The 12,081-nt window shown below is 53.3% G+C and carries 10 protein-coding genes; 8 read left to right on the top strand and 2 right to left on the bottom strand.

From position 1 onward, the window contains the following. Positions 1-2 precede the first annotated feature (2 nt). Complete coding sequence (locus tag NFR90_RS04120) at positions 3-827, top strand: carbon-nitrogen hydrolase family protein (protein ID WP_160335349.1); 825 nt, start codon at positions 3-5, stop codon at positions 825-827. Further along, complete coding sequence (gene tldD, locus NFR90_RS04115) at positions 817-2,265, top strand: metalloprotease TldD (RefSeq protein ID WP_251450938.1); 1,449 nt, start codon at positions 817-819, stop codon at positions 2,263-2,265. Before NFR90_RS04120 ends, tldD begins: the two co-directional genes overlap by 11 nt. Here the strand turns inward: tldD and NFR90_RS04110 are convergent. Further along, positions 2,255-3,421 (bottom strand): MFS transporter, encoded by a 1,167-nt coding sequence (locus tag NFR90_RS04110; protein WP_251450937.1) that lies wholly within the window; start codon positions 3,419-3,421, stop codon positions 2,255-2,257. The genes tldD and NFR90_RS04110 overlap by 11 nt on opposite strands. Before the next feature lie 275 nt (positions 3,422-3,696). Here NFR90_RS04110 and NFR90_RS04105 point away from each other — a divergent pair, with 275 nt between their 5' ends. Both NFR90_RS04105 and NFR90_RS04100 read left to right on the top strand, forming a co-directional pair. After that, positions 3,697-4,290, top strand: coding sequence for a lysophospholipid acyltransferase family protein (locus NFR90_RS04105; RefSeq protein ID WP_370267279.1), 594 nt, complete (start codon positions 3,697-3,699; stop codon positions 4,288-4,290). A 2-nt stretch (positions 4,291-4,292) separates the two neighbouring features. Further along, positions 4,293-5,249: a phosphatidate cytidylyltransferase gene (locus NFR90_RS04100; protein ID WP_160335346.1), complete on the top strand. Its 957-nt coding sequence runs from the start codon at positions 4,293-4,295 to the stop codon at positions 5,247-5,249. Between the two features lie 45 nt (positions 5,250-5,294). Here the strand turns inward: NFR90_RS04100 and NFR90_RS04095 are convergent, their stop codons facing one another. After that, the gene (locus NFR90_RS04095) at positions 5,295-6,830 is read right to left on the bottom strand and encodes a sigma-54-dependent Fis family transcriptional regulator (protein WP_251450933.1); all 1,536 of its coding nucleotides are present in this window, start codon (positions 6,828-6,830) and stop codon (positions 5,295-5,297) included. A gap of 184 nt (positions 6,831-7,014) precedes the next feature. On the opposite strand from NFR90_RS04095, the gene NFR90_RS04090 reads away from it, so the two are divergent. From NFR90_RS04090 to NFR90_RS04075, 4 genes are read left to right on the top strand one after another with little or no spacing between them, the layout of a single operon-like run. Then, positions 7,015-8,535 (top strand): flavocytochrome c, encoded by a 1,521-nt coding sequence (locus NFR90_RS04090; protein WP_251450932.1) that lies wholly within the window; start codon positions 7,015-7,017, stop codon positions 8,533-8,535. 23 nt (positions 8,536-8,558) lie between these two features. After that, on the top strand, positions 8,559-8,921 hold the full coding sequence (locus NFR90_RS04085) for a cytochrome c3 family protein (RefSeq protein WP_251450930.1): 363 nt from the start codon (positions 8,559-8,561) through the stop codon (positions 8,919-8,921). A gap of 38 nt (positions 8,922-8,959) precedes the next feature. Then, positions 8,960-10,600, top strand: coding sequence for an HAL/PAL/TAL family ammonia-lyase (locus NFR90_RS04080; RefSeq protein WP_251450928.1), 1,641 nt, complete (start codon positions 8,960-8,962; stop codon positions 10,598-10,600). 18 nt (positions 10,601-10,618) lie between these two features. Then, positions 10,619-11,677 carry a porin gene (locus NFR90_RS04075; protein WP_251450925.1) on the top strand — a complete coding sequence of 353 codons (1,059 nt, stop codon included), beginning with the start codon at positions 10,619-10,621 and terminating at the stop codon, positions 11,675-11,677. Positions 11,678-12,081: the final 404 nt, after the last annotated feature.

Here is a 12,081-nt window from a genome sequence, read left to right as displayed (position 1 = left end):
CTATGCTTCGCATCGCAACTTGCCAGATGACTTCAGGGCCAGATACCGCGGCGAACCTACAGACCGCAGAAATGCTGATCCGCAGGGCCGCGCGCGAGGGCGCCAATCTGGTTGTTTTACCTGAACTGTTTTCTCTGGTGACCGGCAGCAGTGAAGAGGTGCTTAAAAACGCTGAAACTTACCAGGACGGTCCGATTCAAAGCGTGATGTCCGCGCTTGCCCGCAGCTTAGGCATTTGGATTGCCGCCGGCACCCTCCCCCTGAAGAGCCCGGAACCCAATCATGTGACAAACTCGCTTTTGGTTTACGACGCGTTTGGTCAGGAAGCAGCCCGCTACGACAAAGTGCATCTATTCTCTTACGAAGGAACAAACGAGCGCTACGACGAGTCCGAACTCTACACGCCCGGACACAAGCCGGTCTCCTTTACGATTCCGCTTGACAACGGCACCGACGTCCGAGTCGGGCTTGCGGTCTGTTATGACTTGAGATTCCCTCAGCTTTTCCGCCTGCAGTCGGGCGTGGATTGTTTCCTTCTTCCGGCCGCCTTTACGACCACAACCGGCAAGGTGCATTGGGAAGTTCTGCTGCGCGCCCGCGCCATTGAAAACCTCAGTTATGTCTTTGCTTCGGCTCAGGCCGGCCGCTCCTCATGCGGTCGGGCGTTCTGGGGCCACTCCACCGCGGTTGACCCATGGGGAACGGTCATCGGACAGCTCAACGGACACGAAACCGGAGTGTTATGCTCTACGGTCGATCCGCTTTTTCTGCGTCGGGTCCGCGAGTCCCTGCCCGCTTTAAACCATCGTGTTGAATATGAGCTTTGAGAATACTTCCACCGCAGTCAAAGAACTGCTTTACGCCAATGGAATTGATGAGAACATGCTGAAAGAAGCCTTTGCGCTTTTTTCCGGTTTTGACATCGATTACGCCGATTTCTATTTTCAGCGCACCGTTGCCGAGTCTTATGTGCTTGAGGAAAGCATCATCAAGACGGGCGACTACAGTACGGATATCGGTGTCGGCGTAAGAGCCGTTTCGGGAGAAAAGCATGCACTTGCGTATTCGGATGTCATCAGTAAAGAAGCGCTTTTTGAGGCGATAAAGACGGTGCGGGCTATCGGCGCCTCTGCTGAGCGTGAGACGACGGTCAAAGTCACTCCCAAGGAAGCCGAACGTCATCTCTATGAGCCAATCAACCCAATTGAACTTGCGCAAACCTCCGAGAAGATTGAGCTCGTTAAGCGGCTTGAGCAGTTTGCGCGCGCAAGAAGCCCGCTTATCACGCAGGTGACCGCGCATGTCGCCTCTTCGCACGACATGATTCTTATCGCCAAGATGGACGGCACGCTGATCGGCGATATTCGTCCGCTTGTGCGTATGGGACTTCAGGTCATTGTCCGCAAGGGCGACAACACGCAGACCGGATTTGCGGGCGGCGGAGGCCGATTCGGCCTGTCCTACTTCACGGATTCGATTCTCGGCAATTACGCCGCTCAGGCGGTTGACGCGGCGGTGCGCAATCTCGAAGCGATCGCTGCTCCGGCGGGCTCCTTCCCGGTGGTGCTCGGAAGCGGCTGGCCGGGTGTACTGCTTCACGAAGCGGTCGGACACGGACTTGAAGCGGATTTCATTCGCAAGGGCACGAGCGTATTCACCGGCCGAGTGAGCGAGCGCGTTGCTTCGCCGCTTGTGACAGTAATTGACGACGGCACCATTGTTGGCCGCAGAGGCTCTCTGGCGATTGATGACGAAGGCAACCTCGCCGCCTGCACGACGCTGATCGACGAAGGTGTGCTGCGCGGCTTTATGCATGACGAAATGAGCGCCCGTCTCATGAATCTTCCGCTTACCGGAAACGGCCGAAGAGAAAGCTTTGCGCATCTTCCGATGCCGCGTATGACCAACACCTACATGCTCGAAGGCGAGACCGATCCGCAGGAAATTATCGAAAGCGTTGACTACGGCATTTACGCGTCTAATTTCGGCGGCGGCCAGGTCGATATCACCAACGGCAATTTTGTATTCTCCATGAGTGAAGCCTGGCTCATTGAAAAAGGCAGGCTCACGGCTCCGGTCAAAGGCGCGACTCTGACCGGAAACGGCGCGGACGCGCTCACCAAGATTGTTTTGGTCGGCTCGGACCTGAAGCTTGATCAGGGCAACGGTGTCTGCGGCAAGAACGGTCAGCACGTACCGACGGGTGTCGGTATGCCGACACTGCGTATTGACGGTCTGACCGTCGGCGGAACCGCTACGGCGTAAGCTCGGAATTCCGGACTGAGAGCGATCTGAGTCTCAGCGTGAGAATAAAAGTGACCGCGATCATCACGGGCACAAGGCAGAGCGCCGCGTGCAGCGAGAAATGCTGCGCGACCCAGCCGATGCAGGGCGGAACAAAAAGAAGGCCGGCGTAGGACATAAACGCGACTGCCGCCGTTGCGCTTGCAGCCGGAATTATGCCGTTGCGACCCGCGATGCTGAAAAGCGTCGGAATCACATGCGCGAAACCAAGTCCCATGACCGCATATGCCGCAAGTACCGTATAAGCGGAATCGGCTTTCAGGACAACACCCATTGCGGCAAGTGCCAGCGCAAGACCGCATAGCATCAGATTGTTTTCGCCAAACTTCGTGCGAAGCGGGTCTCCCGCCAAACGCGCAAAGAAGGTCACAATCGAAAACAATCCGTACACGAGCGCCGCTACAGACTGATCCGCGCCTTTGTCGCCCGTAAGGTACAGGCCGCCCCACTCTCCTACGGTGCCTTCAGACGCGTAAGCGAGCAGAGAGCAAACCGCGCAGATCATCACAACCGCAGGCAGACGATGCTTCTTTGAACCCGTCGAGGCCGAGGTTAAAGCTGTACGGTCCGAAAGGAGATAGCCGCTGAGAGAAAGACTCAGCACCACGAACGCGGCAGAAGCGACAAGAAAGTTGATGCCGCTGCCGATGGCAAGCGCAGCACACACAGACCCGGCTGCAGACGCAAATACCGCTCCAAGACTGTAAAAAGCATGGAACAGATTCAAAGTGGGACGCTTGGACGCTTTCTCGTAAAGAACACCCTGCGTGTTCATCGCTCCGTCAAGCAGACTGACTGAGAATCCGCATATCCCGAAAGCGACAAAAATCTGCGGGACCGTCTGCGCAAAGCCGATGCCTAAAAGACCGAGGAAGCATAAAACCGCATTGACGCAAAGCACCATCCGGCTGGAGAAGCGGCTGATCAGCTTGGGACTGAAAAGCAGACCGAGCAAACCAAAGCAGCCGAACATAAAGAGGCAGAGGCCGATCTGAGAATCACTGAGACCGACATGCATCTTGATTGCCGGCAGACGAGAAACGATAAGGCCGTAATAGAGTCCCGGCAGAAAGAAGAAAACGGCGCAAGCCGCCTTGGAGCGCAGCGGGTGAAACATAAATTCCGATTCTTTCCAGAAAATGAGTGCTTACAAGAAGCGATCAGTCTAACTAAGTTGGCGGACAAATATCTCCAAATCACTGCAAAATATTGTCCCTTTTCTTTTAAAAATCAAGAAATAGCAGGCTGTATCCAGGATCCTCCACCTCTTCTCTTCCATACGAAATTCCGTATTTCTCTGTATTTTTGCTCTGCACGAGCCGTAGTTATAGAGGCATAATTAACGGATATCTCTTTTATTTTGGATCTCAAGTGAAACACGCATTCAAATTCATGACACCGATGGTCTGGATGACACGTCTGCTCGTCGGCGCTTATCCTCAGTGGATCGGCTGTTCACCGGAGAAAAAACAGCGAATCTATTTCGCCAATCATTCCAGTCACCTGGACACGATTGTGATTTGGTCGGCGCTTCCTCAGGCCCTGCGACCGCTCACCCGTCCGGTCGCCGCTAAAGATTATTGGGAAACCGGTATTCGAAGACGCATCGCTGTTGACGAACTCAACGTCGTTCTGGTGGACCGTAAGCGCAGAGAAGGCAGCGATCCGCTGGATCCAATGAGACAAGCACTTGCAGATGGCTCCTCCCTCATCATTTTCCCCGAAGGCACAAGAACACCTCAGCCGCTTCCCGGACCTTTTAAGAGCGGAATTTGGAGACTGATGCGAGAGTTCCCGGAGGTGGAACTGATTCCCGTCTACTTAGAAAATCTGCACCGCTCGATGCCAAAGGGAGCCCTGCTTCCGGTACCGACCTTATGTTCCGTGCGCTTTGGCGCGCCTTTGCCTCATTCGCCTGACGAAGGCAAGGAAGAGTTTCTAGAAAAGGCCAGAGCGTCCGTTATCAGCTTAGCCAGGGAGTTATAAAAATGAGATGGGGATTTTCTACCAATGAAGCTTATTTCACGATCCTGGCGGTCTTGATCTTCTTGTCGGCGGCAGGCACCGTTATTGGCAACCTGCTCGTTAAAAAAGCCGAAGGCAATGAAGCAAGACTCAACAGTCTTCAGGTCGTCAACTCTCGCGTTCGCGCGTCCTGGCCGCTAATCTTCGTATTTGTTATTGCTTTCTGGCTTGGGGACGCCGCGCTCTTGCTTTTCTTTGCGCTTGCATCGTTCTTTGCGCTGCGGGAATTTATTTCCTTGACTCCAACGCGAAGGCTCGACCACCTGATTCTGATCATTGCCTTTTACATCGCGATTCCGGTGCAGTACCTGCTGCTGGGCTTCAAAGAAATCGGATTTTTCACACTCTTTATCCCGGTTTATTTATTCCTTCTGCTTCCGGTTGTCATGGCGCTTGCTAAAGATACGGACCGTTTCCTTGACCGTGTCGCCAAAGTACAGTGGGGCATTATGATCGCGATCTTCTGTGTGAGTCACGCGCCCGCAATCGCGACACTGAATCTCTCCCGCTTTAATTCGAGCGGACCGCTTATGATGCTGTATTTCCTCTTAGTCCTGTATTTTGCGGACTTGTTCCAAATCATGGCATCTGCGATCTGGGGCGGCAGACCAAGCTGGAGTAATCAGTATAAGACTTACAAAGGCATCATTATCGGCAGTGTGGGAGCTCTGATCATGGGCTCAGCACTTTTCTGGATGACACCGTTCCGCGCCTGGCAGGCTCCTTTGATGTCGCTCGTTATTATTATTTCAGGGACCCTTGGCGCCCTGGTGATGTCCAGTATTAAACGCTCGCTGGGCGCCAAACGGCTTGACACCAGCATGGTTCTGACTCGTGGTGCTCTGGACCGCATGGAGATGCTCTTCTTCTCCGCTCCGGTCTTCTATCACTCGATCATTTTCTTCTTTATGGACGTCTAAACGCTCGAAACGCTTTACGATCCCGGGTTTAAAACCCGGGATTTTTTATTCGTGTCCGACGTTTTTAAAATCGATCCCGAGTTTTTCCAGGCGGCTTCTCAAGGTATTCGGGTGAAGGCCTGCGGCTTTTGCTGCTCCATGTTCACCGGAAATACGGCCGGAACATGACCGAAGCAATCGGACAAAGTAGTCCTTCTGCATGGTCTCAAAATCGGGAAGCGTCCTCGCTCCGCCGATACCGTCGGCAGGCACGCGCCTGAAAGCGGGCTCTGACACCGAAGACAGCACAACCTCTATTTCTCGCGAATCATTAGAAAGCAGAAGCGAGCGCTCCAGCGTGTTTTCTAATTCACGCACATTTCCGGGCCAGTCATAGGAAGTCATTGTCAGAACGCTTTGCTCGGAAAGGAGCGGCTTTTGCGTTAAACCGTATTTGCCGACAAGCCGAGAGAGAAACAGCTTGGAAAGCGGAGCGATATCTGCCCTGCGCTCCCGAAGCGGAGGCACTTCGAGCGGAAACAAATTCAGGCGATAGAGGAGGTCCTGTCGAAAAGATCCCTCCTGCGCCATCGCCGATAAATCTCGATTCGTCGCTGCGATCAGGCGGAAGTCCACTTTCTTATCTTTTTCCGAACCAAGCCGGCGTACCACCCGCTGCTGAAGCACGCGAAGCAGGCGAACCTGAGAGGCTGGAGAGAGTTCTCCGATTTCATCCAAAAAGAGCGTACCGCCGTCTGCCTGCTCAAAAATTCCCGCTTTTGCCGCCTTAGCGTCCGTAAAAGCGCCTTTCTCGTAACCGAAGAACTCGGCATCCATCAATGTCTCAGCGATCGCGCCGCAGTTAACCTTAATAAACGGGGCGTTCCTGCGTTTAGACAAGCGGTGCACTAAATCCGCGATGACTTCCTTACCGGTGCCGGTCTCGCCGAGAATCAGCACCGTGACCTCGGTCGGCCCGATCTGCCGAATCTTTGCTGCGAGCGGCGAGAGAGCCGGCGTGGTTTCTTCGAAGGCTCGGATAAGGTTCCTGCGGCCCTGCTCTTCTGAGGTTTTAAGAGCACTGTTCTCGTACTCAAGCTCGGCATTGTTGCAAAAGAGAATTTTGTTCAGGGCATTGCTCGTCACCAAGCAGAACATGTCATGAAGGCGCGCCAGGAACACTCGCTGCTCCTCGCTGAAATTATCCAGGAAGCGGCTGTAAAAGCAGACGACGCCCAAATGAGCTCCGTCCTGATCGAGACTCAGCATCAAAAAAGATTTCACTGTTCCGACCTTTGCCTGCACCACATATTTGGTAAACGGATCGGTTTCAATATCGCTTCCGATATAGGCGGAGCGGTCCGCTCGAAGCGGAACAAGCCCCGGCGGAGGCTTCACAGAGCCGAGCGGAGCTGTCTCTCCGTCCTCACGGCAATGTGCTACGAACACAACCTCGCGCTTCTGCTGGTCAAAAACATTGATAAACGCTCCGTCCGCATGAAAATACGGATTCAGTTCGTTAAACACGTTCTTGAGCGACACGTTGGCGTCCAATGTCGAAATCATCGACAGAATGCACTTGAGATAGAGATCTTCTTTCACGACATTTCGTTTTTTTATGATATTTCGTTAATTTTATTCTCCGAAATATCGTGAATGCAAAATGCGGAAAATACTGATATAAACTTTATCTCTTATTTATCAATAGGTTATATGTCATCGAAAAAGTTGGCACGGTGTTTGCATATTCCCAAGTAATCCCAATACATTAATCCTTGGAGAAAATATGAAACAACAATCCCGCCGCTCTTTTCTCAAGCTTTCGGCTTTAGGTGGTTCCGCTCTTGCCTGTATGGCCGCTCCGCTTCGCGCACAGGGAAACAAACCGCAATTTAACAAAGTCGCCGACGTCATCGTCATCGGAAGCGGCTTTGCCGGTCTTGCCGCCGCTCTGGAAGCGGTTGAGCAGGGACGCTCCGTCATGCTGCTCGAAAAAATGCCCGCTTTTGGCGGCAACTCTGCCATTAACGGAGGAGCATTCGCTGTCGCAGGTTCTCCCCTTCAGGCAAAAGAAGGCATTAAAGACTCTCCCGAACTGATGCTTCAGGACATGATCAAGTCCGGCCGCGGCCTAAGTCACGTTGATCTTCTCAAGAACATTGTTTACGGCACACGTCCCGCTTTTGACTTTACCGTGAAGTACGGAGTGCAGTACAAGCCGTTTGTTCAGCATTTCGGCGGCCACAGCGTTCCGCGCATTATGCAGACCATTGAAAGTACCGGCGGCGGCATTACCCGTCCGCTTGTCGAAGCCGCGCGCAAACTCGGCGTGGACATGCATTTAAACTGCGCCGTAACGGATTTCGTCCAGGACAAAGACGGCCGAGTGATCGGTGTCAAAGTGCTTGAGCGCCACAATTATGAAAAACCGAGTTCCGGCATTGCCCAAGTCTACGGCGCTAGACGCGGCATCATCGCAGCCGCGGGCGGCTTCTCTCAGAACGTCGCTTTCCGCATGCAGCAGGACCCGCTGCTCGGGCCGAACCTTGAATCGACCAACCATCCCGGCGCCACCGGTGAAGTGCTTCAGGCCATGCTCGCACTTGGCGCTCTGCCTGTTCAGCTTGATCAGATTCAGCTCGGACCATGGTCTTCTCCCGACGAAAGAGGTTTCGGCCTGGTCTCTCAGTTCAACACTATTGCCGGCTTCCCGAAAGGCATCATGGTTGATAAACGTACCGGCCGCCGCTTTGTGGACGAGCTTGCCGACCGCAAGGCCCGCGCAGACGCAATCCTTCAGCAACTGGATGAAAACGGAAAACCAGTCTATCCGATCTGTTTTACAGACAGCGAAGGCGCCAAACTCGCCCAGACACTGCCCAACGGTCTCAAATACGGCGTGATCAAGAAATTCAACACGATCGGAGAACTCGCCGACCACTACGGAATTCCCAAAGAAGCGCTTATTAAGCAAGTTGAAGAATTCAACGGTTATATCCGCGCTAAGAAAGACGCCCAGTGCGGCCGTCCTCTTGATATCGCCATTGAAATTAAAACGGCTCCGTTCTATGCCGCCCGCGTCTGGCCAAAAGTGCACTACTGCATGGGCGGTGTCGGTATCACTAAGGACGCTGAAGTCATCAATGTTCGCACTCAGCAGCCGATCCCCGGTCTTTATGCCGCAGGTGAAGTGACAGGCGGAACGCACGGTGCAAGCCGTCTCGGCGGATGCGCCATCGCTGACGGTCTTGTCACCGGACGCGTCGCAGGTGCCGCTGCTGCTAAAGCTCCTGCCGCTGACCTCTAAGAACTCAACTCAAGGAAACGAACATGAAAAAAATCATCTCCGCTCTTCTTATCGCCTTCTCGCTGTCCGGTGCGTTTGCCGGCGCTCAGCAGCTCAAACCGCAGCATCAGGCCGCTGCTAAAGACTGCGCCGTCTGCCATACACGGGGAAACGCCGTCAATGGAAACGCTTTTGTCACTCCGGACAATAAGGCCTGCTTAACCTGTCATCAGAGCTATGAAGCTCTCGCACAGAGAACGGCCAAGCTACCCAACGGAGAACCTAATCCGCATGCAAGTCATCATTACGGAAGCGGCATTTCCTGCACTGCCTGCCACAGCGAACATAAACCGGCACAGCAGGCTTACTGCAACAACTGCCACTCCTTCAAGTATCAGCAGAAGTAGTCACCGACAAAATCAAACTCAGTCTCAAAGGTACAATCATGAAATATTCTCTTCTTGCTCTCCTTGTTATGTCAGCTACCGCCAACGCAGGCGTCGTCACTCTTGACGGTGCGCACCTTACTCAGGATCAAGCCTGGGCCATCGCTGAAGGCAAAGATACTGTTGCAATTGCTCCGGAAGCCATGCAGCGTCTTAAAGACGCCCATGAGCTTGTACTTGCGGCTGCCAAGCGCGGTACTCCGGTCTACGGTCTGACGGTAGGCGTCGGTCTCAACAAAGACAAACCGCTCTTTAACTCTCATGGAGAACTCTCCCAAGAGGTTATTGACGCCTCCAAGGCCTTTAACCGCAACGCTTTAAGAAGTCACTCTGCAGGCATCGGACCGATGATGTCGGATGAACTGACTCGTCTGCAGATGGTTATTCGCCTGAACACGCTGCTTGCCGGCCAGACCGGTGCTCAGCCTTATGTCGCCGAACTCTATAAAGAATTCCTGAATAAAGGCATTACGCCTCAGATTCCTTCCCGCGGTTCGGTTGGTGAAGCCGACATCACACTCTCCTCGCACATCGGTGCGGTCATGATGGGCGAGTGGAAAGCCAAAGTGAACGGAAAAGAAGTCTCCGGCAAGGAAGCGCTTGATAAAGCCGGCATCAAGCCGCTTGATCCGGAAGGCAAGGATGCGCTCGCCATTCTTTCTACCAATGCGGCCGCGGCTGCGCAGATTATGAAAGCCGCCAAGGACGCAAGACGCGTTATCGACGTTTCTCCGACTGTCTTTGCGCTGAGCCTTGAAGGTCTTAACGGCAACATCGCTCCGGTACTCCCTCAGGCTGTCAAAGTACATCCTTTTGACGGACTGGATAAAGAAGCGGAAAAAATCCGCACTAATCTTGAAGGTTCCTACCTTTGGAAGAAAGACGCTTCCCGCGCGCTGCAGGATCCGCTCTCCTTCAGAACCACCGTATACACGATTCGTGAAGCCAGAAACGCACTTAACCATCTTGACCGAGAACTCGCTGTTCAGATCAACTCTTCCGACGACAATCCCGCCACAATCCTGAATGCGGACAAAGACTACGCTGAGCATGATCAGGTTGCTCAGTATTTCGTCGGTGACAAGAAAGCTGCCGGCGCCATTATTCCGACAGCCAACTTCGAGCCGCTGCCGGTCGCGATCGCTGCCCAGAGACTTGGCATGGCAATGAGCCATCTGTCTCACAACAGTGTTCAGAGAACCATTCATCTCTCTGATGACCACTTCACCGGTCTGACTCGTTTTCTGAGTGACCCGAGCAACAAAGGACACGCATTCGGCGCCATCCAGAAACCGTTTGTCGCGCTGCACTCTGAAAACATCGCGCTCAGCAACCCTGTATCCGTTCTCGGTACTCCGGTCGCCGGCGACATTGAAGACACTTACACCAATCTTCCTCTGGTTGCAGAGCGTCTCGGCAAGATCGCAGACAACATGGGCTACATCTACAGTCTTGAACTGCTTCACGCCGCCCAAGCAATCGACCTCAGAAAGAATCTGAAGGGCGACTTCAAGATGGGTAAAGGATCTGAAAAGCTCTATAAAGACTACCGCTCGATCGTTCCGTACGTCAATGTCGACCGCGTCTACACGACCGACATTGAAAACGGCAAGAAACTCATCATGGGCGAAAAGCGCTGATCAGGGAGGAGACAAATCATGAAAAAATCACTCATCATGTCTGCTCTGCTGTGCGCCTTTTCAGTTCCGGCAGCTTACGCTCAGTCCAATGTCACGCTTTACGGTGTCATTGACGGCGCGATTGCGGTCTCCAAAGTCAGAGGCGGCGACACACGCATCGGCTTTGACAACGGCATCTGGGCGGGGTCCCGCTTCGGCATCCGCGAAACAGAAGATCTTGGCAGCGGCTACAGCATCGGCTTTATCCTGGAGCAGGGCTTTAAGACCTTCAGCGGCGAAGCGATGAATTTGAGCAAAGCATTTGCCCGTCAGTCCACGCTTTCCATCACTGCTCCTTTTGGTGAAGCCGCTTTCGGCCGCACCGGCGGTCTTTCTTCTGACTGCGGCACCTACACCATCCTTCACGGCTCTTCCCTCTGGACCTCGTACTACAACAACGGCAATATTTACGGGACATTCATTCTCTCCGACCGTTATGACAATATGGCCGTTTACAAGACTCCGTCTTTCAACGGCTCCACTGTCACTCTGATGTACTCGAACGGCATCGGAGGAGACAGTGAAAAATGGTCCAGGAACGATCACTACTACGGTGTCGGCTATGAGTATGCTGCCGGCAAAGCGCTCTTTAGCGCGATTTGGGAAATGTACGACAACAAGACCTTGGGCTATAAAGCTTCCAACGTCTTCACAGTCGGCGGTTCTTACGATTTCGGATGGGCGACGCTCTACGGCGCTTACCAGTATGCCAACCATTCTTCCCGTCTTTCTGACTACGTCAGACCGGACAGCATGGGCAAGGACGGTGCCAACCAGCACGGCTTCTCCGCTTCTATCGGCATTCCGGCCGCAGGCGGCACAGCCAAGCTGCAGGGCAACTACGGCATCGGCAAGATTAAAGGCGCGGAAGACGACGATTATCGTCTTTGGTCCGTTGCGACTGCGTACGAATATCCGATCAGCAAGCGCACGCTGTTCTATACGTACGCAGGCTACGGCAGAGGTAAGAAAGCGGTCAGCTCGGTGGATAACTACAACAGCTGGACAATCAGCAGCGGATTAAGTCACAACTTCTAAATCGGGGATTGGTTCTTCATACAAAGGAGCCTGAAGCACTCAGACAGTCTCTTCGGCAAACGTCAAAAGTAAATCCTTCAGCTCCTCGAAGAATCCGGGCTTTAACCTTCTGAAGATTTTTCCGAACACTTCGGCGCCTCAAACGGCGCCGGAGTTCTTTTTATAGCTGACGTACTCAAAGAGAACTTCGGCAGATGGATCTACAGTTTTACCGGGTAAGCCCGAACGATTCCTACTGTATTTGCGATCATCCGTCTGTTCTAAAAGCTCTATCCCTTGGCTTCGTTCGTCTCTATAATAAAAATTGCTCCTCGATCTTTAAAAGAAACGAGGAGCCGACCAGCGAAGCCTACTGAGGAATGACTTCACATTTGGATGGTCTAAGTACTACAAAAGATAAAATC

It is taken from the genome of Parasutterella muris (genome assembly GCF_943193095.1).
In the GTDB taxonomy this organism is placed as follows: Bacteria; Pseudomonadota; Gammaproteobacteria; order Burkholderiales; family Burkholderiaceae_F; genus Parasutterella; species Parasutterella muris.
The sequence above is the reverse complement of the archived record's forward strand: the minus strand, read 5'-3'. Positions and strand labels throughout refer to the sequence as shown.